At 59.4% G+C, this 25,132-nt stretch carries 20 protein-coding genes; 17 read left to right on the top strand and 3 right to left on the bottom strand.

Going from position 1 to position 25,132, the window contains the following annotated elements; translation table 11 throughout:
- Nucleotides 1-155 precede the first annotated feature (155 nt).
- The 3 genes from JW799_RS17070 (at nt 156) to JW799_RS17080 (ending at nt 3,561) form a co-directional block, all read left to right on the top strand.
- Nucleotides 156-1,382: an S-layer homology domain-containing protein gene (locus JW799_RS17070; RefSeq protein ID WP_240353322.1), complete on the top strand. Its 1,227-nt coding sequence runs from the start codon at nt 156-158 to the stop codon at nt 1,380-1,382.
- Nucleotides 1,383-1,553: 171 nt separating this feature from the next.
- Nucleotides 1,554-2,312, top strand: coding sequence for an ABC transporter ATP-binding protein (locus tag JW799_RS17075; RefSeq protein ID WP_205430789.1), 759 nt, complete (start codon nt 1,554-1,556; stop codon nt 2,310-2,312).
- The gene (locus tag JW799_RS17080; protein WP_205430790.1) at nt 2,305-3,561 is read left to right on the top strand and encodes an ABC transporter permease; all 1,257 of its coding nucleotides are present in this window, start codon (nt 2,305-2,307) and stop codon (nt 3,559-3,561) included. Before JW799_RS17075 ends, JW799_RS17080 begins: the two co-directional genes overlap by 8 nt.
- 206 nt (nt 3,562-3,767) lie before the next feature.
- On the opposite strand, the gene JW799_RS17085 is transcribed toward JW799_RS17080, so the two are convergent.
- Both JW799_RS17085 and JW799_RS17090 read right to left on the bottom strand, forming a co-directional pair.
- The gene (locus JW799_RS17085; protein WP_080833959.1) at nt 3,768-5,069 is read right to left on the bottom strand and encodes an aminotransferase class I/II-fold pyridoxal phosphate-dependent enzyme; all 1,302 of its coding nucleotides are present in this window, start codon (nt 5,067-5,069) and stop codon (nt 3,768-3,770) included.
- A gap of 184 nt (nt 5,070-5,253) precedes the next feature.
- Nucleotides 5,254-5,886 carry a pyridoxamine 5'-phosphate oxidase family protein gene (locus tag JW799_RS17090; RefSeq protein WP_205430792.1) on the bottom strand — a complete coding sequence of 211 codons (633 nt, stop codon included), beginning with the start codon at nt 5,884-5,886 and terminating at the stop codon, nt 5,254-5,256.
- 145 nt (nt 5,887-6,031) lie between these two features.
- On the opposite strand from JW799_RS17090, the gene pdxR reads away from it, so the two are divergent.
- Both pdxR and JW799_RS17100 read left to right on the top strand, forming a co-directional pair.
- Nucleotides 6,032-7,525, top strand: a complete 1,494-nt coding sequence (pdxR, locus tag JW799_RS17095) for a MocR-like pyridoxine biosynthesis transcription factor PdxR (RefSeq protein WP_205430795.1) — start codon at nt 6,032-6,034, stop codon at nt 7,523-7,525.
- Nucleotides 7,518-8,303 carry a helix-turn-helix domain-containing protein gene (locus JW799_RS17100; protein ID WP_080833952.1) on the top strand — a complete coding sequence of 262 codons (786 nt, stop codon included), beginning with the start codon at nt 7,518-7,520 and terminating at the stop codon, nt 8,301-8,303. The genes pdxR and JW799_RS17100 overlap by 8 nt, the downstream gene beginning before the upstream one ends.
- A gap of 67 nt (nt 8,304-8,370) precedes the next feature.
- On the opposite strand, the gene asd is transcribed toward JW799_RS17100, so the two are convergent.
- Nucleotides 8,371-9,189, bottom strand: coding sequence for an archaetidylserine decarboxylase (gene asd / locus JW799_RS17105; RefSeq protein ID WP_205430798.1), 819 nt, complete (start codon nt 9,187-9,189; stop codon nt 8,371-8,373).
- A 194-nt stretch (nt 9,190-9,383) separates the two neighbouring features.
- On the opposite strand from asd, the gene JW799_RS17110 reads away from it, so the two are divergent.
- The 12 genes from JW799_RS17110 (at nt 9,384) to JW799_RS17165 (ending at nt 25,132) form a co-directional block, all read left to right on the top strand.
- Nucleotides 9,384-10,487 carry a glycosyltransferase family 4 protein gene (locus JW799_RS17110; RefSeq protein ID WP_245809670.1) on the top strand — a complete coding sequence of 368 codons (1,104 nt, stop codon included), beginning with the start codon at nt 9,384-9,386 and terminating at the stop codon, nt 10,485-10,487.
- Between the two features lie 299 nt (nt 10,488-10,786).
- Nucleotides 10,787-15,247, top strand: a complete 4,461-nt coding sequence (locus JW799_RS17115) for a WIAG-tail domain (protein ID WP_205430800.1) — start codon at nt 10,787-10,789, stop codon at nt 15,245-15,247.
- Between the two features lie 249 nt (nt 15,248-15,496).
- Nucleotides 15,497-16,345, top strand: a complete 849-nt coding sequence (locus JW799_RS17120) for a MurR/RpiR family transcriptional regulator (RefSeq protein ID WP_205430803.1) — start codon at nt 15,497-15,499, stop codon at nt 16,343-16,345.
- A gap of 62 nt (nt 16,346-16,407) precedes the next feature.
- Nucleotides 16,408-17,718, top strand: a complete 1,311-nt coding sequence (locus tag JW799_RS17125) for an ABC transporter substrate-binding protein (protein WP_080833941.1) — start codon at nt 16,408-16,410, stop codon at nt 17,716-17,718.
- 31 nt (nt 17,719-17,749) lie between these two features.
- On the top strand, nt 17,750-18,775 hold the full coding sequence (locus tag JW799_RS17130; RefSeq protein WP_205430805.1) for a serine hydrolase domain-containing protein: 1,026 nt from the start codon (nt 17,750-17,752) through the stop codon (nt 18,773-18,775).
- 28 nt (nt 18,776-18,803) lie between these two features.
- Nucleotides 18,804-19,712: a carbohydrate ABC transporter permease gene (locus tag JW799_RS17135; protein ID WP_338026283.1), complete on the top strand. Its 909-nt coding sequence runs from the start codon at nt 18,804-18,806 to the stop codon at nt 19,710-19,712.
- On the top strand, nt 19,712-20,524 hold the full coding sequence (locus JW799_RS17140) for a carbohydrate ABC transporter permease (protein ID WP_205430808.1): 813 nt from the start codon (nt 19,712-19,714) through the stop codon (nt 20,522-20,524). Before JW799_RS17135 ends, JW799_RS17140 begins: the two co-directional genes overlap by 1 nt.
- Nucleotides 20,521-21,342, top strand: a complete 822-nt coding sequence (locus JW799_RS17145; protein WP_205430821.1) for an HAD family hydrolase — start codon at nt 20,521-20,523, stop codon at nt 21,340-21,342. Before JW799_RS17140 ends, JW799_RS17145 begins: the two co-directional genes overlap by 4 nt.
- Nucleotides 21,339-22,364, top strand: coding sequence for an N-acetylglucosamine kinase (locus JW799_RS17150; RefSeq protein ID WP_080833932.1), 1,026 nt, complete (start codon nt 21,339-21,341; stop codon nt 22,362-22,364). The genes JW799_RS17145 and JW799_RS17150 overlap by 4 nt, the downstream gene beginning before the upstream one ends.
- Nucleotides 22,342-23,256, top strand: a complete 915-nt coding sequence (gene murQ, locus JW799_RS17155) for an N-acetylmuramic acid 6-phosphate etherase (protein ID WP_205430823.1) — start codon at nt 22,342-22,344, stop codon at nt 23,254-23,256. Before JW799_RS17150 ends, murQ begins: the two co-directional genes overlap by 23 nt.
- Before the next feature lie 22 nt (nt 23,257-23,278).
- Nucleotides 23,279-24,022, top strand: a complete 744-nt coding sequence (locus JW799_RS17160) for an MgtC/SapB family protein (protein ID WP_205430825.1) — start codon at nt 23,279-23,281, stop codon at nt 24,020-24,022.
- A 273-nt stretch (nt 24,023-24,295) separates the two neighbouring features.
- On the top strand, nt 24,296-25,132 hold the full coding sequence (locus tag JW799_RS17165; protein WP_275901470.1) for a glycosyltransferase family 2 protein: 837 nt from the start codon (nt 24,296-24,298) through the stop codon (nt 25,130-25,132).

Here is a 25,132-nt window from a genome sequence, read left to right on the forward strand (position 1 = left end):
CGTCAACCAAGACGGCGGTATTTTTTAAGGCTTGAGCCTTATTTTTAATCGCGTACCCAACCAATCTTCCCGAAGTCCCCGAACGGTATAAATAGCGGCGAACGGCCGAGCGGCCGGCAAGCGCCGAAAATTCGGAAATAAGGGGATGGATGGACATGAACATGCCTTTCGAAGAAACGAAAAAACGGAAATTCCGCTCCGTCCTGCGGAAAACGACCGTTGCGACGCTCGCGGTGGGGCTGGCGGCCGGAAGCTTGTCCGGCGTCTATGCGGATGCCAAAGGCAAGGATAACGGCAACGGCAACGGCAAACGGCAATCGGCCAAAGGGGAAATCAACCTTCGCTACAGCGATTTGAGCGAAAAGGAATGGAAATGGGCGTACAAGCACATTATCCGGCTCGCCTCCAGGCAAGTGTTCAACGGCTACGAAGACGGAAGCTTCAAACCGGCCAGCAGCATTACGCGCATCGAAGCGATCGTGGCGTCCGTCCGGCTGCTCGGCTTGAAGGACGAAGCGGAAAAAGCCGAAAACATGAATGCGGCGTTGAACTTTAAAGATTTCGACAAAGTGAAGAAAAAATTTCCGTGGGCGATCGGCTACCTGAAGGTGGCGCTGGAAAACGATCTCCTTGCGGAAACCGAAACGTCGGTGCAGGCGGAAAAAGCCGCCGATCGGCTGTGGGCGTCGATTTTGCTGGTGAAAGCGCTCAAGCTGGAAGACGAAGCGCTTGCCAAGATGAATACGCAGTTGACGTTCAAGGATGCGAAGGAAATTCCGGCGGGAGCGGTCGGATACGTTGCGGTGGCGCTGGAAAAAGGGCTGATCACCGGTTACGGGGACAACACGTTCAAGCCGAACAAGCCGGTGACGCGGGCGGAGCTCGCCACGCTGCTGGACCGCGCGGGCGAGCAGCTTCCGGAAGAAGAAGCGCAGGCGGTTGTCGGCTCGGTTCAGTCCGTAACTTACGGAACGCTGACGTTGACCAAGCCGGACGGCAGCTCCGTCGCGCTCGCGCTCGGCACGGACGTCTTCGTGTTCCGCGAAGACAAGAAAGTCGACGTATCGGCCGTGCAGGTCGGCGATACCGTGCTCGCCCGCACGTACGGGGGCAAAGTCGTGTTCATCGAAGTGACGAAAACGGCGCAGCAGACGATCGAAACGACCGACTACGGCACGGTCGGATCGTTCACCTTGAACGCGCAAGGCAAAATAGCGACGCTGTCGCTCTCGAAAACGGTGAACGGCTCCGCGGCGATTACCGTTTACAATGTGGCGGATAACGTCGTCATTTCGGGCGGGAACGGAGCGCTTTCGCCCAACCAATCCGTCATCGTCACGATTGCAGCCAACGCCGTCACCAAAATCGCGATTCAATCGTAACGGTCGCGCCCGTCGCCAAGCCGCCGCAGGATCGCGGCCCAACCGTTCTGGACATGGCAAAATGGAAAACCGGCCCCGCTGGAGTTAGCGGGGGCCGGTTTTTTAGATTTTCCCTTTTTGTGCCTGCGTTTTCGCTCGAGTATAATTTGATATAAAGAAGGGGGAAGGGACATGACGCCAGTGTTGAAAATAGAACGGCTGACGGGAGGCTACAGCCGGCGCAAGCCGGTGCTTCACGAGGTGTCGTTCGACGTCGGAGCGGGCGAAATGCTCGGCCTTATCGGCTTGAACGGAGCCGGCAAGAGCACGACGATCAAGCATATTCTCGGCCTGATGATGCCCCACGAAGGCGAAGTGCGCATTTCGGGCGTGCGACTCGAGGAAGACCGCGACAAATACCGTTCCTCCTGCGCTTACGTGCCGGAACAGCCTTCCCTGTTTCCGAATCTAACGGTGGGCGAGCACTTAAGGTGGACGGCGATGGCTTACGGCCTCGATCCCGGGGAAGCGGACCGGAGAACCGCCAGGCTGTCGGCCACGTTTCGGATGGACAAGGCGATGAACGCTTTGCCGGACACCCTTTCCAAAGGGATGAAACAAAAGGTTATGCTGATGAACGCGCTGCTTGTGGCTCCTCCATTGCTTATTATCGACGAGCCTTTTCTCGGCTTGGACCCGCTGGCGACGCGGGCGCTGATCGACGCGCTCGACGACGTTCGCGAGCAAGGCACGGCCATTTTGCTCAGCTCGCACATTTTGCCCGCGCTGGAACGGCGCGCCGACCGGATCGTCGTGCTGCATCAGGGCCGCGTCCTCGCGGCGGGGACGCCGGATGCGGTGAAGGCCGCGGCGGACGGCGCCGATTCGTTGGACGACGCATTCGAAACGCTTGTTTTGTCGGCCGAAGAAAGGGGCAAGCCCGGTGAATAAGGAGCGGCGTTCCCGCGAGGAGCTGCCCGCCCTTCGCGCCAGGCGGGCAGACGAGTTCCGCAAAGAAGTCGTGCCCTATTTCCGCTATGTTCTTCAGAGCGGCGGGCTTGTTTTTTCGGCTATCGCCATTTTTCTCATATCGGGTTACGTCGGCTTGCTGACCGATATGCCGGCCGGTTGGCCGGCCGCCGCCGTCGGGGTGGCAGGGCTTGCGATCGTCGCCGTTTATACGCCGTTGCGCACTTATTTGCAGCCGTCGGATACGATCTTTTTGCTGCCGCTGGAGACGGATTTGGCGGATACGGTCATCCGGCCGCGGCTTCGGCGGGCGATCGTCGCCGCCGCAGCTCGTTTGCTTGTCGCGTTTGCGGCGTTTGCGCCGCTTTACGTCCGCGCGCCGGAAACCGCCTCCGCTGCCGAAGCGCGGCCGTTATGGGCGGTTGGGCTCGCGTTCGTCCTGCTGGGCGGCTGCAGCTCCTGGCTTGCGTGGCAGGAACGCCGGATCGTCGCCGCCGCCTTGCGGCGCTTTCTCCGCCTTCTTCGCTGGCTCGCCGTTGCCGTCATGACGGCTGCGCTGCTGCTCAAGCCGTTCTGGCCGGCGGCGGCGTTCGCCGCGCTCTGCTGCCTTCTGCTGGCGCTGGTCGTTCGCTTGCCGGCGCGCTACGAGGTCCCGTGGGAAGCGCTGATAGCCGAGGAAGGCGCGACCCGCCGGAGATGGATGCGGTTTTTGGGCTGGTTTGTCGACGTGAAGACGGAGCAGGCGAAACCGGCCAAGCGGGATTGGATCGCGTGGACGGCGGATTTGCTTCCGCGGCGCAGCCGATCGGCGTGGACGTACTTGTATGCGAAAACGTTGGTGCGGGGAGAGGCGTTCGGGGCTTTTTGGCGGTGGAACGCGCTCATGGCCGCGCTTGCCCTGTTCGTGCAACAGCCGACGATCGACCTGATCATTTATGCGGTCGGCGTGGCGGCCGGCGGCCTTCAGCTCACCGAGCTGGGCCGGGTACGTTTCGCGGAGAGCGCGGCTGCGGTGCCGCTTTCGGCGGACAAGCGCCGGCCGGCGGCTGCGGCCGTTTCCCGCGCTGCCGGCACGGCCGCTGCGCTGCTGTTGTGGCTCGCCGCCGCGCTTCCCGTCCGGCCGTTTTCGGCCGGCGCATGGCTGATCGCGCTCGCCGCGGGCCTGCTATGGTCGGGCTGGCTGCTGCCGCGCCGGACGGCCCGACCGGACGAGGACGACGACGAGGACTGACGGGATCTAGACGGTCTTCGAGCCCATTTCCATTAAACGACGTCGCTTGATCGGATGAAATCGAACGAAAACGGGTAAACGGTGATTTTGCGAAAGCCCGGTTCTTTGTCGGACAAAATCCAACGAAGGCGGAATATGAAAAAGGGGTTGCCCGCGCCGCGGCGGAATGCTTCCGCCGGACGGGACAACCCCTTTTTCATGCCGGATCAGGCGCCGTTTTTCACGTCGAGCACGGCTTGATGAATGCGGTCGAACAAATCTTCGAGATAGGGCTCCTCGATGCAGGAGAAGGCGACGCGCAAATCGGTGGAGCCGAGCGCGATCGTCCCGACCTGATACTTCTCGAGCAGGCGTTGGCGAACCGCTTCGGCATCCGCCGATTGCAGCTTCAGGCACATGAAGTACCCCGAATTAAACGGATAATACGTCCAATCGTCGCCGTATTTGCCGCTGTCGAGCAGCTGCTTCACCTTGTTGGCGCGGCCCTTCATGATCGCGAACTTCTCGGCTTTCTGGACTTCGAAATCCGGCGATTTCAGCGCGTCCAGCACGAACGTTTGCGAAGGATGCGGACCGCTGGAAATCGTCGCGCGGATAATGCCGAGCGTCTTTTGCTCGAGGGCGGCCAGCACCGCCTCCGACGCTCCGCCGTACGTAATGAAACCGACGCGGAAACCCCACACGTACTCTTCCTTCGTCGCTCCGTCGACTTTGACCGGAAGCACCCGTTCGTGCAGCCCGCACAGCCGTCCGAACAGCGATTCGTGCACGGAATCTTCGAAGAACAAGCCGAAATAAGCGTCGTCCGTTACGGCGACCACGTTGATCCCGGCTTCGGCGGCCTCCCGGATGGCGGACACGATCGCCTTGCCTTCTTCCGGCCCAGGCGTGTAGCCCGTCGGATTGTTCGGGAAGTTCAGCAGGACGATGGCTTTGCCCTTGCCCTTCTGCGACAGGAGGGCATCGCGCAAGCCCGCCGCGTTGAACCGGTTGTCGTTGTCGTACAACGGATATTCGACCATGACGGCTCCCCGGCGAATGCCGAACGTCAATTCGTAATTTTCCCAGTTTTTGTCGGGTAAAATAACGGCGTCCCCCGCGTCCGCGAACAGATCGGCTACGATGCTCAGGCCGTGCGTCAGCGCGTTCGTCGCGATCGGAAGGCTGATCGTCTTGCCCGCGATCGACGGATTTTCCTTCAGCATTTTCTCGCGCCATACGGCGCGAAGCTCCGGTTTGCCCGCGGGAGGGGCGTATTCGTAAATGTCCTTCGGATCGTAGGCGGACAGTTTATCCTGGATGACCTTAAGGTGCATCGGCTTGCCGTTCTCCGTCGCGATGCCGATGGTAGCGTTGTACGTTTTCGCCTTTTGCTTCGCTTCCGCGGACTGGCTTAAAATGCCTTCTTTCGGAAAATAAATCGCTTTGCCCAGCCCCGAGAGCATTTCGGCAACACGCGGATGCTCCCGCTCGATCGTTTCGTTCAACTGCTGTGCGAGGGGGTTCATAATGTCCTTCCTTCCAATGGTCGTGTGTCGGCGCCCGATATAAGCGGATATCTTCCGTCCTTGGGGACGACGCCCGCATTTTCTTGGCCGTTTTTCATTCGCAGTTATTATACACCATTGCGAAGGGGGAGTCATCGAATCGAAGTCACATTTCGGGAAAATGACGGCGACTCCGTTACATTTTTCAAGTTTGCCGCTTTACCCGATCGTCCTTTTGAGGAATCCGCGCGCGGATTTCCGCGGCGGCGCGTTCGTCTCCGGGCCGATCGCGCTGCTCGAGCCCTTCCAGCACGCGGTCGCGCTTCGGTTCCGACAGGTTCTGCCCGAATTTGAACTTGCCGGTCGTTTCCTTCGCCACAAGCCGCATCAGCGCGACGCCCCGCAGCGAGGCCGCGTATCGGGGGTCGCCCGCGTCGATCGGGGCGTGCCCGCCTTCCGGCTGCATGCTGCGCATGAGAGCGCCAAGCGCGGCCGCCTTCTCCGCGGCGTCTTCAACCTGCTCGATCTCGCCCCGAATCCGGACCGACCGGAAAAACACGGTCGCGGGGCAGGCGAGATAAGGGTCGGAAAAGTAGGAAGGAATGAAGGCATGCGCTTCATACACGACGAACTCGGCGCGGGGGTCGGCCGCAAGCCCGTTCATTTTTTCCCCTTTTTTACTGCCGTGAAAATAGACCGACCCGTTATGCCAAACGTAATTGAGGGGAACCGCTTTGGGCCAGCCGTCCTCCCCCGCGAACGCAAGCACGCCGTCGTTTCGCTCCGCAAGAAAAGCCTCGCACTCGGCGATATTCGCTTCGAATTCCGATCTGCGCATCGTCATGCACCTTCTTTATCCACGAGATTTGCCGCCCGTTCGATTCGAGCGGCGCAGGGAATGCCGCTTCATTTTACGTCGTTTATTGACAATAAAAAAGATCCAATTTACATTAAAAATATTAGTCCAATGTTGAGGTGTTCGCATGACGTTCCAGGTGCCTTACGAGCTGCGGCTGCGAGAGTGCGGGTCCAAGCATCTTGCGATGTACAGGGCCATCCGGGACAGCGTCGCTTCCGGCGCCCTTTCTCCGGGGGAACGATTGCCGTCCTCGCGAACGCTAGCGGCGATGTACGGCCTGTCGCGGGGCAGCGTCAGCCTCGCTTACGATATGCTCGCGGCGGAAGGCTACGTGCGGACCGGAATCGGACAAGGCACGTTCGTCTGCGGCGAGCCGAAGGATGCCGGCTTCCGGCCGCAAGGCGCGGCCGCCCGGCCGGAATTGCCGGAACTGTCCGCTTGGGGCAGACGCATGATGGCGAAGGAAGAAGCTTTCGGCGACGAGTCCGAGCCTGCCGATCCGGGTTCGTTCGTGCCGAGGGGAATGGGCAGACGTTCCTTTCCCTGGGCGGAGTGGCGGGCAGCCGTCGCGGCGCAGCTGCGCCGCATCGGCGAGCGGGCGGAGGACGGAGGGACGGAAGGCAGCCTCGCGCTTCGTCAAGCCGTCGCCGCCCGGCTGCGCAGGGAACGCGGCATCGTTTGCGGACCCGAACAAATCGTCATGACCGGCGGCTCGATGCAGGCCATCGCCTTGCTCGCCCAACTGCTGCTGGAGGAAGGCCAGTCCGCCGTCGTGGAGGATCCGTGCTACCCGGGCACCCGCCTTGCCGCTCAAGCCGCCGGCGCCCGCGTCATTCCCGCGGCCGTCGACCGGCAGGGAATCGTTCCCGCCGCCTGGGACGCCCGGCTGCTGTTCGTCACGCCGACGCGTCATTTTCCGACGGGAGCCGTGCTCAAATTGGAGCGCAGGCTCGAACTGCTCGCATGGGCGTCGAAAAACGAGGCGTGGATCGTCGAGGACGACTTCGACAGCGATTTTCGCTGGGGAGGGCGTCCGATCGAGCCGCTCAAATCCCTCGACCGGGAAGACCGGGTCATTTACGTAGGCACGTTTTCCCGCACGATGCATCGGGAAGTCCGGATCGGCTACGCGGTGCTGCCGGAAACGCTTCGCGAGCCGTTCAAGCGGGCCAAGCGGCTGTACGATCCGTATCCCGCCGGGTTCGCGGAGCAGCTGGCGCTCGCCGGCTGGATCTCCGAGGGCGGATACGACCGGCATTTAAGGCGGATGCGGCGCGGTTTCCACAAGCTCCAGCTCTGTTTGGCGGAAGGCCTGCGGAGCGAATTGGGCGAGCTGTTCGAGGCGCTGCCTTCCGATTCGGGCCTGCTGCAGTTCGCGTATTGGAAAAAAAGCCGGGAAGAATACGCCTTGTTGTACGACAGCTGCAAACGGCAGGGGGTCGTCTGGGGCGATGGCGCGCGCTGCGCGGCCGCGGGCCCGGCGGCTCCGCCTTCGGCTTTGTTCGGTTTTGCCCATTTGGAGGAGGAGAGCATTCGGAGCGGCCTGATCCGCATTCGGACGGCCGCCGAGACTTTGGGGCTGATCGCTCCCGGGAAAGGAGGAAACGACCATGCTTAACGCTCAGCCGGACTCGTTCAAACTGCTGCCCTCTTTTGCCAAAATCGTATGCGAGCCGGGGTGGAAATGGCAGAAACGCGAAATTCCGCTCGTCAATTACGATTTGTTTTACGTCTGGAGCGGCGAAGGAGAGGTCGTGCTGAACGGGAAAACGTACGCCGTAGGCAAAGGAAGCTGCTTTCTGTTCCGGCCGGGCGAGCATCCGACGGCGACGCACAATCCGCAGAAGCCGCTCGTGCTCACCTACATTCATTTCGACGTGGACGAGCCGGTAACGCTCATACCCGAATCGTATCGGGTGCTGGAGGAAACGCTGGAATTTGAAAATTTGCTGTCCCGTTACGTCCGGCTTTGTCTCGTTCCTTCGTTCGGCTCGGAGGAGGAAGCCCGGCTTATTCTGAAGCAGCTGCTGATCCGGATGCTCCGCCAGGACCGCGAAGAACCGGTGGAACGCAAAGCGTCCAACCAGCTGACGGAAAGCATTCGGGAAGTGGCGAACTTTATCCGCCAGCATCCGGGGCTTCCGCACCGGGTCGACGACCTGGCGGCCAGGGCGGGACTGTCGTCGCGATATTTTTCCATCAAATTCAAGGAATTGATCGGGGTTTCCGTTCAGTCGTACATGATCCGGATGCGGATCGAGCGGGCTCAGCATCTGCTGACGCACGCCGGCATGAACGTGACGGAAGTGGCGGAGACGCTCGGCTACCGGGACATCTTTTTTTTCAGCCGGCAGTTCAAGCAATATACGGGCAAAAGCCCGTCCGAGCTGCGCTGACGAAAACGCCGGCAAAAACGGCGACAGGCCGCTTTCCTTCGCGGGAAGGAACGACGGCCTGTCGTTTTCATTTTTCGTCCGAAAGCTCCCTGGCCTTCCGGTTGCCGTCAAGCACGCCCAGAAGCTCGCCCATTTTGACTCTGTCGCCGGCTTTGAGGCCGCTTCTCGCCCGGCAAGTCTGATTTTCCGCCAGCAGGACGACGGTCGAGCCGAATTCGAAATACGCCAGCTCCTGGCCGCGATCGACGTTTGTGGGCCGCGGGGTTACGTACCGGATGCTGCTGACGTTAAGGGCTCCGACCTTGACGACTGCCACTTCGCCGAATTCATGGCGGATGTAGGTGACGAGCCTTTCGTTGCGCGACAGGACGCGCCGCATCGACGTCAAGCCGAAGTCGTTCACCGGATATACCCGGCCGGGAATATGCTCGCTTTCCGCAATCGTTCCTTCGCAGGGAGAATGAATTCGATGATAATCTTTGGGACTCAAGTACAGAACCCAATACAGCCCGTTCTCATACAATGTAGTTCGAGGCGAACGGTTGAGCAGCTCTTCCAGCGAGTAATCCTGGCCTTTGATTTTCAACAGCATTCCGTTTTCGATTGAGCCGCATGCCGTGACGAGCGCATCGACCGGACTGACGAGCGCTTGGGCGGTTTCGTCCACGAGACGGCAACCCGGCTTCAGCCTCCGGGTAAAAAATTCATTCAACGAGCCGTATTCCTCCAGCTTCTTCTCCGCCTCTTCCGCCGGAATGCCGTACAGGGCGACGAAACGCGGAATGTAGCGGCGGCTGAAGGCGGATTTGGCGAGCCGTCCCGTCAGCCGGGAAACGAATTTGCGCGAGGACAATTCCGTCATGGCGCGCAGCAGCCAACGATTCATTCGCATGGCCACTCCTTTTGCCTCAATTTGATTTCGCTTGAACGATGGCTTGGCAGGCAAAGCCGTGCCGATTTCAGTGTGACATATCGCCGTCCAAAGTTCAACTTTTTCGCGGGGCCGGCTTGGCGAACGATGCGGCTTAAGGGGGGATCGACATCGTAAAAGTGGCGTTTGTCACGCCGGGGGCCTACGCCGTGCCTTCTCCGAGGGGAGGGTCGGTCGAACGGGTCGTCGAAAAAGTCGTTCCGCTGCTCGCGCCTGCCATCGAAGCCCGAATCTACGGCAGGGTCCGCCGGGGCTTGCCGGCCCGGGAACGGTGGCGGGGCGCGGAATGCGTGCGATATCCCGCATCCGACAAGGCGGCTTACGCCGCGCGGGTATTTCGAAGCCTGGCTTCGTACCGGCCGGATCTGATCCAGGTGGAAAACAGGCCTCTGTTCGTGCGGGAGCTCCGCAAACGGTTTCCGGATAAGCCGATCTGGCTCAGCTTGCAATCGACGACGTTTATTTCGCGTCCGTATCTCGGACCGAAAACGACGCGGGCGTGTTTGCGGCTTGCCGACCGGATCTTGGTCAACAGCCGTTATTTGGCGTCGCAGGTAAGGGCACGGGCGCCCGAAACGGCCGATAAAATCAGCGTCGTGCATCTGGGCGTCGAACCGGAAAGGTTCGGCTTGTGGAATCCGGAGGAGGAACGAGCGCGCCGAGGCTGGGCGGACAGGCGGATCGTGCTGTACGTCGGGCGGCTTATTCCGCTCAAGGGCGTGCATCACCTCCTCGCGGCAATGCCGGAGCTGGTCCGGGCCGTTCCGAACGTTCTGGTCGTGATCGTCGGAGGCGCTTTTTACGGTTCGTCCCGGCGCACCGCTTACGTCGAACGCCTGCACAAATTGGCGAAGCCCTGGAAGCGGCACGTTCATTTCCAATCGTACGTTTCGCATACCGACATTCCCCGCTGGTTCGGCCTGGCTCACGCGGTCGCCGTTCCTTCCGGGGAAAGGGAAGCTTTCGGACTCGTGAACGTAGAGGCGATGGCGAGCGGGCTTCCCGTCGTCGCGGCCCGATCGGGCGGCATTTCCGAAATCGTGGAAGACGGCGTTACCGGCTTCCTCGTGGACCGGCAATGCCTGCGAAGCGGACTCGCCTCCCGGCTGTCCCTGCTTCTGCAGAACGAGAGTTTGCGAGAGGAGATGGGGCGCAGGGGGCGGGAAAGAGCGCTGTCCTTGTTCACTTGGGAGCATACCGCCGGCAGATGGCTGGACGAAGCGAAGCGGGCGGGCATTCTGAACGGCGACTAAATATTTGCGTATGTCGGATTGCGCGGCTTTTCCGCCCATGAGCGGGATGGCCGCCTTTTTGTGTCGTCTCCTTTCCCAAGCCTGTTGCGATATCCGCTCCATGGCGCTCCGACCCGGAAGCCTGCGCAATTGCAGTTTTTGTCGCTGCCGGAAGTAAAGAGAAAGTCTAAGGGTACCGCTTATTTTTTTAAATTACAGTTTATAGTTATTTAACCGACCTAGCTCCCAAACAATCGGGTGACGTGCCTATGGGTGAATGCATATGATACGTTAGATTATCCGTTGGGAAGGAGAGGAACATGAAAAAAGGCAAAACGAAAAAAGCGCCCAAAACGCGCCGGCCGCTTTATTTTGTCGACAATCCGAACACTTCCGAACTTCATTGGCTGGATGATATAAAAAAGCAAAATGCCAAACCGGTCAGCGTGCACGGGGCTTCCGCCGTCGCGGACCCTCCCCGCGAGGCGCAGGAAACGGCAACGGTCGAAACGCCGGCGGAAGCGGGAAGTGCGCCTTACGATGCGTTCTCCGGCTTGACTTCCGATTTTGCATCAGCCCAGGAAACCTTTGAAACCGCCGATCTGTTTGCGGCGTATGGCGATGCGGATTCGGACGCCCCGAAGATTTCCGAACAGGCGGAAGAGATCGCCACCGTCGTTTCGTATGCCGAACGCAACCGATACGAAGCGGCGGAAGCGCTCGCGGACCTGCTGTATAATCCCGATGTCCCGAATCCGGCCGCAGAGGAATCCGCGTCGGAGGAAGAGGCGGAGCCGGCCGAACGGGAGCCAAGAAGCAAGCGTCATGAAAAGCTGGCCGAAAAACGGATGCCGGTGCCGGAGCCGATCGTGTACACGGACGATTTGGCGAACGAATCCGTCACCGGCGACAAACTGGCCCCGTTCTCGGTCGGTTCCCGGCATCTGCAGGCGGAAGCGGTGACGACGGAAGCGCTCGCCGACTTTTCGGTCACGGCGATCAAGCTGGCGGACGGTTCGGTCACGTCCTCCAAGTACGCTCCCGAATCCATAACGGGCGAGCATCTGACGAAAAACGCGATTTCCGGACAAAAAATCCGGGACCGCTCGATTACGAGCGAAAAGCTGAAGGATGGCAGCGTGACGTCGGAGAAGCTGGCGGACCGGACGATCAGCGCGGACAAGATCGCGGAAGGCTCGATTCAGCCTAAACATTTGAGCCAATCGATCATTACGACGGAGCTGCTGAAGGACCAGGCGGTTACGGCGGAGAAAATCCGCAGCGGGGCTATTCGCAGAGAAAATCTGAGCAATGAAATTATCGACACCTCCAAGCTGGCGGACGGTTCGGTGACGGTTTCCAAGCTGCGGGACGAATCCGTCGGCCCGGATAAAGTGGCCCGCGAAGCGATCGAGACCCGCCACCTGAAGCCGGGACTCATTCTCGCGGATCACGTCGCTCCCGGAGTCATCTCGGGAAAGCATATCGCTCTGCAGGCCATCACCTCGGGCCATCTGAACAAAGGCGCCGTGGGCGCGGACGAATTGGCCGATCAATCGGTAATCGGAAGCAAGCTGGCCCGCGGGGCGATTCAAACCGAGCACCTGCAAAACGCGGCCGTCCGCGGCGCCCAACTCGCTTCGGAAGCCGTTGAGAATCAGCATATCGCGGAGGGGGCCGTTACGGCTCCGAAGCTTGCGGAGCAGTCGGTTACGACAGTCAAACTCGTCGATCACGCGGTCACGTCCATGAAAATCGCGGATCAAAGCGTAACGTCGGGCAAAATCGCAAGCGAATCGGTGCTTTCCCGCCATTTGGGGAAAGGGGCGGTCGAGGCGGAACATTTGGCGGACTATTCGATCGAACGCCGGCATTTGACCGACGGGGCGGTGGACGGCCGGCATCTGGCTTACGAATCGGTCCGGAGGGAGCATTTGCAGGAGCAAAGCATCGGTTCGACCCAGCTCGCGTCAGAAGCGGTCATTCGCCGGCATATCGCGGGCGGGGCGATCGGCGAAGAGCAGCTGGCAAGCGGCGCGGTTCAATCCGGGCATATTGCCGACGGAGCCATTGGCCAGCAGCATCTGGCTCCGGCCGCCGTTCGAAGCGAGCATCTGACGGAAGGCAGCATAACGGCAAGCAAGCTGGCTGCGGGACAACTCAAGACGTTCCACTTTGCCGAAGAATCGGTGACGGGAGAAGCCATCGCCGACCGGACGCTCGAGGGGCGGCATTTGCGCGAACGCTCGATCGAGTCCGGCCATCTGGCCGATCAATCGGTCGGGACCGCGGCGCTTAAACCCGAGTCCGTGACTTCCGACATTATCGCTCCCGGCGCCGTCGGCGAGCGGCAGCTCGGCATCCGTTCGGTATTTTCGCATCATTTGTCGGATCATTTGATCACATCGCTAAAGTTGTCGCCGGAAAGCGTTTCGACCGACAAGCTGGCGGATATGTCGGTGACGACCGCCAAGCTGGCCGAAAAAAGCGTGGGCGGGCGCCAACTGCAGGCGTCGAGCGTCGATAATTCTCACTTGACGGAGCGTTCCGTCGGTCCGAATCAGCTGCAGATGGGGGCCGTCGGGACGGAGCATCTGAAGCCGAACACGGTCAAAGCGGCTCATCTGACCGCTAACAGCGTCGGGGAAGCGGCGCTCGCCGAAAATGCCGTCACGGAAAAAAAACTGGCGGACGGAAGCGTAACTTTGTCGAAGATGGCTCCGGGAAGCGTCGGCGGCGAGCAGCTGCTAAGCGACAGCGTCGGCGGAAAACACGTGAGACCGGACTCGATTCAAGGCTATCACCTCCATAAGGGCGCCGTATCCGTGCCGCATCTCGCTCCGGATATGCTTCATTTCGTGAAGCTTGCCGAACGGCGAATCGATTCCGAGCGGCTCGAACCGGGATCGGTCGCCCAGGTTCACCTGCGGGATCTCGCGGTCACGGAAGCGAAGCTGGCGGCGGCCAGCGTATCGGAGGATAAAATCGCCAACGAAGCCGTTTCGGCCGACAAGCTGGCGGCGGGCAGCGTGGTCACGAGCAAGATCGGCAACGGCGCGGTGACGAAGGAAAAGCTGGCGGACGGCGCGGTGACCGAGTGGAAGCTGGCGGACGGGGTCGTTACGGAAGGAAAGCTTTCCGTCGGAGCCGTCTCGGAACTGAAGCTCGCCGACGGCAGCGTGACCGCCCGCAAGCTGTCGGGCCAATTGCTCGATTACATGTCGGCGATCGGGAAGCCGATCTCGACGGATAGGCTGGTCGACGGCAGCGTGACTTCATCCAAATTGGCCGCTTTTAGCGTAGGTTCGAACCAGCTTGCGGACGGTTCGGTCGCGTCGAATAAACTCGCCGCGCAAAGCGTTGGAACGGATCAGCTCGCGGCGGGCGCGGTAAGCGGAGAAAAGCTTTCGGCCCGGAGCGTCGGTCCTTCGCACGTGATGGTCCGGTCGATTTTGACGGAGCACTTGGCGGACGGAACGGTCACCGAATCGAAACTTGCGGCGGGCGCGGTTGGAACGGAGCAGCTGGCCGCAGGTTCTGTCACGACGGATAAATTGGCCGATAACAGCGTAGGAACCGCGCAGCTTGCGAACGGGGCGGTCGGAACCGCGCAATTGGCGACGGGAGCGGTCGGCCGGAGACAGTTGGCGTTGGACGCGGTAGGTACGGAACAATTGTTGGAAGGCAGCGTGACGTACAGCCGGCTGTCGCAGGAATTGCAAGTGGCCGTCGATAAGGCGGTTGCGCCGGTAGATCCGGCGAGCCTTCCGGATGAAAGCATTCCGTCCGCGAAGCTGGCGACGGGATCGATCGGCACGGACCGGCTCGCGAACAGAGCCGTCACCTCCGACAAACTGGCCGGAGGCAGCGTAGGGACCGCACAGCTTGCGAACGGGGCGGTCGGGACCGCGCAATTGGCGACGGGAGCGGTCGGTGCCAAACAGATCGCCTCCGGCGCGGTCGGTACGGAGCAGCTGTCCGAAGGGAGCGTGACGTACAGCCGCTTGTCCCCGGATCTGCAAGGGGCCGTCGACAAGGCACTTGCGCCGATCGACGCGGCGGAAATTCCGGACGAAAGCATTTCGGCGGCGAAGCTGGCGGCGGGATCGATCGGCACGGACCGGCTGTCGAACGGAGCCGTTACCGCCGAGAAGCTGGCCGAAGGAAGCGTAGGCGCGGCCCAACTCCAGGTAGGAGCTGTCCAGTCGGAAAAGCTCGGACTGCACAGCGTCACTTCGCTGCATATCGTGCCGGGCTCGATCGTCACCGGCCATATAGCGGAAAAAGCCGTGCTTGGCGTCAATCTCGCCGACGGCAGCGTGACGGCCGAAAAGCTGTCCGGAGATATCGTCGAGATGCTGGACGAATTGCGAACCTCCGCCCGCGACAGCCGCGTCTTCGAGCCGGCGGACGGCAGCGTAGACGGCTCGAAGCTGGCACACGGAAGCGTGACCGGAGAGAAGCTGGCCGACGGAAGCGTAGATGGGGCAAAGCTGGCTTTTCTCCCCGTAGCGGCATCGCTTCCAAACGTAACCCTTCTGTTCGGAAACGAGCCTTATCAATTTCCGGGACCGGTGGAAAGCATCAGCATTACGTTAAAGTTCAGTCAACCTTTCGCCGATGCCTCTTACGTCGTCGTCGCGCTTTCCGACCACCCGTCCTGCATTTGCATTGTCAAAAGCAAGCAGCCGGAAGAAGCCGTCCTGGAAATGATTCGGACTCGACTCGGTCCCGATCCGCAAGGCGCGATTCAATGGATCGCCGTAGGGGCCAAAGCGTAAAAAGCCTAAACGGTTCGACAGTGCGCTTTGCTGTCGAACCGTTTTTTTTCTAGTACGGATCGAAAGGCGATCATGATCGTCAATCTTATCGGGAATCCGGACTATGGAAGGAGATAAGCGAGCTGCTTATTCAACTCATGAAATAAAATTACAAAAAAATATTTACATAATGAAATAATATTATATAATGAGTGTGTAAGTAAATCTGTCATCGCGTAAGAATGCCGAACCGAAAGAAGGGGATGGGGAATGCTTAAAGGCGGCCTGGTCAGTTTGAAAGCTGCGATTTCAAGCCTGAAGCCGACCGAGCGAAAGGCGGCCCAGTTCATTGCGGAACATCCGGAGGAGGTCGTCAATTCTTCCGTGCAAAGGGTGGCGATGCTGGCTGAAGTGAGCGAAGCGACGATTATCCGATTGTGCCGCTCGCTTAATTTCAAAGGTTTTCAGGAATTGAAGCTCCGCATAGCGGCTGATTTATCGGAAAATTCTGATCAAACCGACTCGTATCACGAAATTCAGATCGACGGTCCCATTTCCGACCTGGTCACATCGATCTCGCACAACAATATGAGATCGATCCAGGATACGTTGACCGTTTTGTCTGAAGAAGAACTGGAAAAGGCGATCGATGCAATGAGCGGGGCCAAAAAAATCGCCATATTCGGCGTGGGAGCTTCGGCGGTCATCGCCATGGACTTGAAGCAGAAGCTGACCCGGATCAATTATTGGTGCGAAACCGGCCTTGGCCTCGATGAACAGACAACGCTCGCGGCCAATATGGACGAGCGGGACGTCGCCTTCGGAATCTCCTATTCCGGGCAAACGTTGGATGTCATCGATTCCCTCTCGCTCGCGAAGGAAAACGGAGCGAAGACGATTTCGTTGACGCGGTTCGGAAGCAATCCGGTCGCTGGCGTTGCCGAAATCAATTTGTTTACGAGCTCGTTGGAAAACAGCATACGCAGCGGAGCGATGGCGTCCCGGATCGCCCAACTCAACGTGATCGATATCTTGTATGTCGGCATTGCCAGAAAAGATCACGAGCGCCACGTCCGCGCCCTCGAAAAAACCCGCAAAGCGGTCCGAAACAAAAAATGACTTGCTTCTTTCGGCTTCAACCTATTGGTTTTCTATACAAATCATCTTGGGAGGACATTCGAATGAAGAAATGGATGTTTGGGGCAAGTTTGCTGCTGCTGTCGAGCGTATTGATATCCGCCTGCGGGGGAAGCGGAGGCGGCAATTCCTCTCCGCCCAGCCAAGGCGCCTCAGGCGGTCCCGCCTCAGTCGAAGAGGCCGGCGATCCGGTAACGCTGACGATGTACAGCTGGCGGCCGGAAGACGCGGAAGGCTACAGGGTTCTGATCGAGGAGTTCAACAAGACCAACCCCAATATCAACATCGAATTCAAGCCGTTCAAGTCGACGGAATACAACACGATCCTCAACAATACCCTCCATTCGGGAACGGGAGTCGACATCCTGCAACTTCGTCCTTATGACGCGGCCATTGCCCTTGCGGACGCGGGCTTTTTGACGCCGCTGGACGGCCTTGCCGGGCTGGACCAGATTCCGGATGTCTACCAGGAAGCGGCGAAGGGAAGCGACGGCAACGTGTACGGCGTTCCGTTCATGCTGAATAACGCGGTCATTTTTTATAACAAGGAAATGTTCGATGAGCTCGGTCTGGAAGTGCCGGAAACGTACGAAGAGTTTTTGGCCGTATGCGAGCAATTGCTGAACAACGGCATCACCCCGATTGCCCAGTCGGGCAAGGCCGGGTATTTGCTGTCCATGACGCATGCGGTCATCGGCGAAAGCGCGTACGGCGGAAACGAATTCGCGCAAGCCGTCGTCGCAGGGGAAACCGACTTCAACGATCCGCGGTTCGTCGAATCGATTGCCCGGATGAAGCAATTGGAAGCGTTCTTCCCGAAAGACTTTATCGCCATTGAAGACAAGGACGCCCAGGCGATGTTTTATAACCGCGATGCGGCTATGTACATTAATGGAAGCCACCGCCTGGAAACGTTCAGCGAGAACGATCTCGACTTTACGGTAGACTTCTTCACCGGTTTTGCGGAGAACAAGGGAGAATCGGCCGACATCGTAACCTGGGTCGACGGCTCGTACGCGGTAGCAAAAAGCTCGGAACATCAGGAACAGGCGCTAAAATTCCTTGAATTCGTCGCGTCCGAATCGTTCGGCCAAACGTTCAGCGAAAAGCTGACCCGGGTAAGTCCGATTTCCGGCGTTGAGCCCGCCAATCCTCTGCTGCAAAGAATGGCTCAAGCGAACAGCGAGCGTTCGACGCCATATTTGATTCTGACCAACTTTAATCAGGGCGCTCCGACCTCAAAATCCATCTTCGAGGATTCGCTTCAAGGGATGTATTTGAACAAGCTGACCCCGGAAGAAGTCGCAAGCACGTTCCAGGCTTCGGTGAACAAGTGGTTTAAACCGAAGCCGTAAACGTAAAACGCGCAAACGGGGAGCTGTTGGCATGTACTCGTTCGATGCTCTGATTGCAGGCTGGGTACGGGAAAAGGTCATTCCCGGAGCGGTGCTGGACGTTCGAATCGGCGATCGCTTCCGGTTTGCACAAGCCTACGGAGCCTACTCGGACAACGAGAGGGCGCGGGAGGTTCGACTCGATACGCCGTTCGATCTGGCATCGCTGACGAAAGTCGTCGCAACGCTTCCGACCGCGTTGGCCCTGGTCAAAGACGGGCGCATGGCTTTGGACGATCCCGTTAGTCTTTACGTTGATGAATTCCGGCACCGCCAGGTGACGATTCGTCACTTGTTGCAGCACGCTTCGGGATTGCCGCCGGATCTTGCGGGCGTTTCCAGAGGAAGCGACGGAGCCGAAGTGTTGAGGACGATATGGGAGACCGGCCTGGATTCCGCGCCGGGAAGCAAGGTCGCATACAGCGATCTGGGCATGATCGTTCTGGGCGAGCTGATTCGGCGCGTTGCCGGAGAGTCGCTTGACCAAACGGCAAAAAAACGCGTATTCGACCCGCTTGGCATGAAATCGACCGGCTTTGGTCCTACGCTCTCCGGGCTGCCGCTGCGGGCGGCAGCTACCGAAAGCGTAAACGGAACATATATTGTGGGCGAAGTGCACGATGAAAAAAGCGCTGCCCTCGGAGGCGTTTCCGGCAGCGCCGGCTTGTTCGGCACCGCCGCGGATCTTGCGCGGTACGCCGGATACTGGCTTTATCCCGATCGGTCCGGACCGCTTTCTCCCGAGCTGGTTTCCGAATGTTTGCTTCACCCGATCCAGGGCAGGGGACTCGGATGGGAAGTGGTCCACGACCGAAACCATATGCCGCTCGGCTGCGGATCGACCTGGACCGATGGCAGCTTCGGGCACACGGGCTTTACGGGAACGAGCCTCTGGATCGATCCGCAAGCCGAGTTGATCGTCGTTTGGCTGACCAATGCCGTTCATTTCGGACGTCATACGCCGATACGGGCTCTTCGCCGCAGGCTGCACGACCGGATCCGAACGGATCTGGTCTGAACGATTAGGACTCTAGGAGGCGGAACCGGTGAAAGGCCATTTTTCAAAGCATTCGATCCATCTGTTTTTGCTTCCGGCGCTTGCTTTTTATGTCGGATTCATGATCTATCCGATCCTCTCGGCGCTGCTCAACAGTTTTTTTTCCTGGAACGGGCTGCTTCGCGGGGACTTTATCGGGTTGCGCAATTTTATTCGGCTGTTTACCGAAACGCCTTATAAGGAAACATTCAACACCGCCCTTAGGCATAATGTCGTATTCTTCCTCGTGCTGGTACCGGCCAAGCTGATGGTGGCGTATGCGCTGGCCCTCGTCATTAACAGCAAGCTGAAAGGCAAGGAATTTTTCAAGACGGTATTTTTCCTTCCTAAGCTGCTGTCCGTCATCGTCGTAGGGTATTTATTCAGCCTAATCTTGAATCCGACCTACGGTGCCTTGAACACGGCGCTGAAGGCCGTCGGTCTGGCCGATTGGGCAAGACCGTGGCTGGGCGATCCGGATACGGCGCTGTTATCGATCATTCTGATCGACAGCTGGTACGAGTTCGGTTTTGCCGTTCTCATTTTTCTCGTCGGACTGCAATCGATTTCCAGCGAAATTTACGACGCGGCCAAGATCGACCGGGCCGAAGGTCTGACTTTATTGTTCCGGGTAACGGTTCCGCTTTCGATGCCGTCCATTATGATCATGACGATTCTGACGTTTATTTCCGCGTTCGAATCGTTCGAATTGATCTATGCGATGCAGGGCACGTCCGGCGGTCCGTATTACTCGACCGACGTGCTGGCGCTCTTTTTTTACCGGCTGATGTTCGGCACCGCGGGCGGAGGAGACTCCATCGGACTCGGGTCCGCGCTTGCCGTCGTGCTGTTGCTTCTCATTTCCGGGGCCACCGCGATTTCGATGTTCCTGTTCAAGCGCAAAGAGGTGGACTACTGATGAAGCAATTTTTCAAATATGTCTTTGTGAGCATGTTCGCGTTCCTGTCGCTGTATCCGATTTTTCTGATGTTCATGTCGTCTTTCAAGACGAAAAAAGAAATTACGTCCTCGCCGCTCGCGTTGCCCAGCCGATTTTCGCTGGACAACTTCATCGAGGTGTGGCAGAAGGTCAATTATGCGGAATATCTCGTAAACAGCGTGTTCGTAAGCGCCATTTCGGTCATCGTCATCTTGCTCATCTCCTCGATGGCGGCCTTCTATTTGGCGAGGTTCAAATTTCGCTGGAACGGCGCGATTCTGTTCTTTTTCATGCTAGGCCTGATGCTGCCGATGAAGCTTGCGATTTCGCCGCTTTACATGCAGCTTCTCAAGCTGAACTTGCTGGATACGCTGACGGGACTTATCGTTGTGTTCGTCGCGGGCCATATTTCCTTCGCGGTGTTTTTGTTCTACGGCTTTTTCGGGACGCTGCCGAAGGATCTGGATCAGAGCGCGCGGATCGACGGCTGCAGCAATTTCCAGGTGTACTATAAAATCGTGCTGCCGCTTATGCGCCCGGCCATGGCGACGGTGGCGATTACGGATTTGATCAAAGTGTGGAACGATTTTTTCTACCCGCTTATTTTTATCAAATCGACGCATAAGGGAACGATTCCTCTCGGCATGCTGAGCCTGTTCGGCGAATACGATACGCAGTGGAACTTGCTGTTCAGCGGCTTGACGCTGTCGTCCTTGCCAATGATTATCGCCTTTCTGTTCGCGTCGCGGCAATTTATCGAAGGCTTGACAGCCGGGGCGGTGAAATCATGAAGCGCTGGATTACGTTCGATCTGGACGGCACGCTGATGCAAAATCCGTTCAGCGGTTCGATATTTCCCGAACTCGAAGAGCTCGTGTCCGCCGATTTGAACGAGCCTTGCGGATTGAAGCGCAAATTGCTGGAAGAGCACGAGCGGCTGTTGGCGAGCGGGCAAATCGTGTCGGCATACGACTGGGACGAAATCGTCGGACGTTTGCTGCGGGAATTGGGCGTTCGCCGAAAGGTCGATATTTTGGAAATGGTTCGCCGGCACTCCGTGCCTCCCAACATTTTTTTGCTGGACGAGACGATCCTTCCCTCTCTAAAACGGTTGAAACGAAGCGGTTTTTCGCTCGCCGCGGTCACCAACGGGTTTTACAAATATCAATATCCGGTGATGAAAGCGCTTGGGTTAACGGATCAGCTCGATGAAATCGTCACCCCCGACCGCGTCGGCTGCGCGAAGCCGGACGCTCGGATGGCAGACGGATTGCGGCTTGAAGGAGCAGTTGCCGTCCATGTCGGGGACCGTCTGGATCACGACATGGTGTTCGCGCATGCCATTGGCGTTCCGGCCGTGCTCATTCACCGCCGGCTGCCGGACGCGCTTCTGCCGCTTTCGCCGGGAGAACGGGCGGAAAGCGAAAACCTTCTTCCCGTGCTGCGACGTCTGGCTTCGCAAGAGAACCTTCTGCCGGAGGACGCGGCATCGTTGCCGGATCGCTTTATGCCGTCTTACGTCATCCGGGACTTGCGGGAGTTGTTCGCCTGTCTGGAAGCGGAGAAGAACCGCGAAAGAGGCGGAGAACGGGGAGGAAGCGGGACATGATGCCAAAGAGAAGCAGGCGGTTTCTTGCCGTCGACGGGGGAGGAACGAAGACAGTTTTGCTTGTCGGGGATGACAAGGGCCGGGTGCTGTCCGTTTCCGGCGGAGCGTCGACCAACCTGAAATCCAGGCGATGGGAAGAGGTGAGAACGGAACTGTCCGCTCTTATCCGCGACGGACTGGAGCGTTCGGCTTCTTCCCCGGAACAAGTGGCAGGAATCGCGCTAGGCCTTGCCGGAAGCGATCGGCCGGAGGATAAAAGACGCGTTAAAGAGCATCTGGCGGCGGAGTTGCCGTCCCATGCCGAGATAGCCGTTTACAACGACGCCGTGACAGCGTTAGCGGCCGGAACCTTCGGCGAGAAGGGCATGGTGCTGATCTCGGGCACCGGCTCGATTTGCTGCGGCTTCGATCCCGCCACGGGAAAATACGTGCGGGCAGGCGGATGGGGATATTTGTTCGGCGACGAGGGAAGCGGCTTCGACCTCGGAAAAAAAGCCCTGCAAGCCGTCATGAAAGCTTTCGACGGTCGGGCCGAAGCGACGCTGCTTACGAATAAAATCTTGGCCAGGTTTGGGCTGGAGCGTCCAGACCAGTTGATTACCGCCATCTACGAAGAGGAGAATGCGCGGTCGACGATCGCTTCGCTCGCCCCGGTACTTTTCGAGGCCGTGCGGGAAGGCGACGAGCAGGCCCGGCGCATCGCGGAAGAGGCCGCGCGGGATTTGGCTTCTCTGGCCGCATCGGTCTTTGCCGAACTCGCCTCCGATGCGGCGGGCTTGCCGCTGATCGTCAGCGGCGGCGTGTTCCGGGAGCCTTATTTCCTTCGGCTGTTCGAAGAGCAGCAGCAGATTCGCGCGCCGGGACTCGCGGTCCGCCCTTTGGACGTGGCTCCCGTAGCGGGAAGCTATTACATGGCTGTAAAGCAGGCGGGCATCGTCGTGTCGCCCGACATGATCGAACGAGTACGACAACATTGCGGAATAGAAGGGGAATGCAGCGATGAAACGACCACAACCCGTTAACGATACGCCGATAACCGAACAGGCCAATGAGCGCTCCCGTCATTTGGACCGTTTGACCGTCCGGGAAATCGTTGAATTGATGAACGAAGAGGACCGGACCGTGGCTGCGTCCGTAAGCCGGGCGCTTCCCGAAATCGCCGCGGCGATCGAGGAGATTGTCGGGGTCATTGAAAACGGGGGACGATTATTTTATATCGGGGCGGGAACGAGCGGACGTCTGGGCATATTGGACGCTTCCGAATGTCCGCCGACGTTCGGGGTTTCTCCGGAGCTGGTCGTCGGCGTGATCGCCGGAGGCGAGGGGGCCATTACGCGATCGATCGAAAATGCGGAGGACGATGCCGACGCGGGACGCGGCGAGGCGGCTCGGCGGGTCACGCCGCGAGACGCGGTCGTCGGAATCGCCGCGAGCGGTCGCACCCCGTTCGTCATCGGAGCTCTGCAAGAAGCTTCGCGCATCGGAGCGCTGACGGTAAGCCTGAGCTGCAACAAAGGCGCGCCGATGAGCAGGGAAGCGCGGTATCCGATCGAAATTCCGGTCGGTCCGGAAATCGTAACCGGCTCGACGCGGTTGAAGGCCGGTACCGCGACCAAAATGGTGCTGAACATGATCACGACGACTCTGATGATTCGTCTCGGCAAAGTTTACGGCAATTTAATGGTTAACGTTCAGGCGACGAATTCGAAGCTGAGGGAGCGCGTTGTCCGCATCGTGCAGAAGGGAACGGACCGCGACGAAGAAACGGCAAGGGCGTATGCCGAATTCGCCGGAGGAGACGCCCGGGTGGCGATTTTGATGCTGAAATACAACGTCGGAGCCGGGGAAGCGGCCCGGGCGCTGGAGGAATCGGGCGGCCATTTCGGAAAGGCGATCGAGCGGCTGGGCCGGTAGAGAGAAAGGGGGGAATTCGGGCATGACGGCCGGCACGGGAAGCGTTTGGGAACTTTCGCAGGCGGATTTGGCGATTCGCATGATACTTGCCGCCGCGTTGGGGGGCTTGATCGGAATCGAACGGGAGTGGAGCAACCATGCGGCCGGCTTCCGCACCCATATATTGGTTTGCCTCGGCTCGGCGACGATCATGCTGATGTCGCTCTACGGGTTTTCGCAATTCGTGAACGAACCGAACGTTCAGGTCGATCCGGCCCGGCTGGCCGCCCAAGTGATCAGCGGAATCGGATTTCTCGGGGCCGGGGCCATTCTCCGCAACGGGGACGTCATCAAAGGGCTGACGACGGCCGCGTCGATCTGGACGGTAGCCGCCATCGGACTTTGCGTGGGGGCCGGATTTTTTACCGGCGCGCTAATTTGCACGTTCCTGGTCCTGGTCAGTTTGTACATGCTCAACAAATGGGAGAAGCGCCTCCTGAGGCATCGCAGATTTTGCTCGGTAGAGATCACGTTCTCGAACGATCACGGATCGCTGGGAGCGATTGCATCCGTATTCATGGAGCGACGCATGCAAATTTCCGCCCTGAAAATCAATCCGGTCTCCGGAGGGACCGGCAACGAGCGGGAATTAAGGTTGGAAATCAAGCTGAAAAGCGTCCGGCAGGATGCGCTAGTGGAAGCCGTCGAGGAAATCGGCATGCTGGACTTCGTCAAAAAGATCGAAACGGCCGGCCTGAACGCGGCCGAAGCCAAGCGCGCCGGATAGGGCGGGCTCGGGCCGGGCCGGGACGCTCAAGCAAGAACGTAACGGGGCGCTGCCGGAACGGCCGTCCCGGACTGCCGGAAAAACGGGGCTAAACCGAAAATCCAAAAGCCGATCACATGCTGAAAACGCCTTCGAGGCGTTTTTTTTATGGAAAACCGCCTCGGCTCGGAATCCGATTCGCCGGCCGCGGCTTAGTACAGATGCCGTTGCGCATGGACACGTTACACATACAATGTCATGTGCATACCGTTGCCCGAGTCGGGGGTGAGAGGGTTGGCTGGAAAAAGGGGCAACATCCGTCCGAAACGAAGGCCGGTCAGGAAAACCGGAGGCTACGCTTCTCGCGGGAAGCGGCCCGCAAGCGAAGAGAGGGCGGCGGGGAAGCCCGCCGTTTCGGTCATCATTCCCGTCATGAACGAAAAGCGGAGGCTGGCTCGCGTCATTCGGGAAGCGTTTCGCATCCGTCCCCGAACCGAAGTGATCGCGGTCGTCAACGGTTCGACCGACGGTTCGCTGGACATCGCCCGCAACAGCGGGGCGAGGGTCATCGTTTTCGACCGGCCGTTAGGCCACGATGTCGGGCGGTCGGTAGGAGCGATGGAGGCGCAGGGCCGGGTTCTTCTTTTTATCGACGCCGACATGGTGATTCCCGCCGCGCAGCTCCGGACGTTCGTCGAGGCGGTGGAACGGGGAGTGGATGTGGCGTTGAACGACTATTCGGGCCCGACGGACCGAGCGACCGTGCACAGCGTCGTTTTGGCGAAGCACGCGCTCAACGGGCTGCTCGGGCGCAAGGATTTGCGCGGCGCCTCGATGACGGCCGTGCCTCACGCGATCAGCCGCAAGGCGCTGGAAACGGTCGGCGCCGCCGCGCTCGCGGTGCCGCCGCTCGCCCATGCGATGGCCGTTCACGGGAAGCTTTCGGTCGAGCGCGTCAAACACGTCAACGTGGGCCGGCTGAACCCGCTGCGCATTCGAAGGGAACGCACGAACTCCTTGGAGCCGCTCATCGTCGGCGATCATCTCGAAGCGATCGATTGGCTTATGCGGAACACCGACGGCCGGGGAGGGTGCGGGGAAGACGACCGCAAGCGATGGATGGTGAGATAA

The sequence above is a fragment of the Cohnella algarum genome, assembly GCF_016937515.1.
GTDB classification, from domain to species: domain Bacteria; phylum Bacillota; class Bacilli; order Paenibacillales; family Paenibacillaceae; genus Cohnella; species Cohnella algarum.

Excerpts from the sequence above, each read along its gene's own strand:
- JW799_RS17070 (WP_240353322.1), top strand. The coding sequence starts at position 156 with ATGAACATGCCTTTCGAAGAAACGAAAAAACGGAAATTCCGCTCCGTC.
- JW799_RS17075 (WP_205430789.1), top strand. The coding sequence starts at position 1,554 with ATGACGCCAGTGTTGAAAATAGAACGGCTGACGGGAGGCTACAGCCGG.
- JW799_RS17085 (WP_080833959.1), bottom strand. The coding sequence starts at position 5,069 with ATGAACCCCCTCGCACAGCAGTTGAACGAAACGATCGAGCGGGAGCAT.
- JW799_RS17090 (WP_205430792.1), bottom strand. The coding sequence starts at position 5,886 with ATGCGCAGATCGGAATTCGAAGCGAATATCGCCGAGTGCGAGGCTTTT.
- pdxR (WP_205430795.1), top strand. The coding sequence starts at position 6,032 with ATGACGTTCCAGGTGCCTTACGAGCTGCGGCTGCGAGAGTGCGGGTCC.
- JW799_RS17100 (WP_080833952.1), top strand. The coding sequence starts at position 7,518 with ATGCTTAACGCTCAGCCGGACTCGTTCAAACTGCTGCCCTCTTTTGCC.
- asd (WP_205430798.1), bottom strand. The coding sequence starts at position 9,189 with ATGAATCGTTGGCTGCTGCGCGCCATGACGGAATTGTCCTCGCGCAAA.
- JW799_RS17115 (WP_205430800.1), top strand. The coding sequence starts at position 10,787 with ATGAAAAAAGGCAAAACGAAAAAAGCGCCCAAAACGCGCCGGCCGCTT.
- JW799_RS17120 (WP_205430803.1), top strand. The coding sequence starts at position 15,497 with ATGCTTAAAGGCGGCCTGGTCAGTTTGAAAGCTGCGATTTCAAGCCTG.
- JW799_RS17125 (WP_080833941.1), top strand. The coding sequence starts at position 16,408 with ATGAAGAAATGGATGTTTGGGGCAAGTTTGCTGCTGCTGTCGAGCGTA.
- JW799_RS17130 (WP_205430805.1), top strand. The coding sequence starts at position 17,750 with ATGTACTCGTTCGATGCTCTGATTGCAGGCTGGGTACGGGAAAAGGTC.
- JW799_RS17140 (WP_205430808.1), top strand. The coding sequence starts at position 19,712 with ATGAAGCAATTTTTCAAATATGTCTTTGTGAGCATGTTCGCGTTCCTG.
- JW799_RS17145 (WP_205430821.1), top strand. The coding sequence starts at position 20,521 with ATGAAGCGCTGGATTACGTTCGATCTGGACGGCACGCTGATGCAAAAT.
- JW799_RS17150 (WP_080833932.1), top strand. The coding sequence starts at position 21,339 with ATGATGCCAAAGAGAAGCAGGCGGTTTCTTGCCGTCGACGGGGGAGGA.
- murQ (WP_205430823.1), top strand. The coding sequence starts at position 22,342 with ATGAAACGACCACAACCCGTTAACGATACGCCGATAACCGAACAGGCC.
- JW799_RS17160 (WP_205430825.1), top strand. The coding sequence starts at position 23,279 with ATGACGGCCGGCACGGGAAGCGTTTGGGAACTTTCGCAGGCGGATTTG.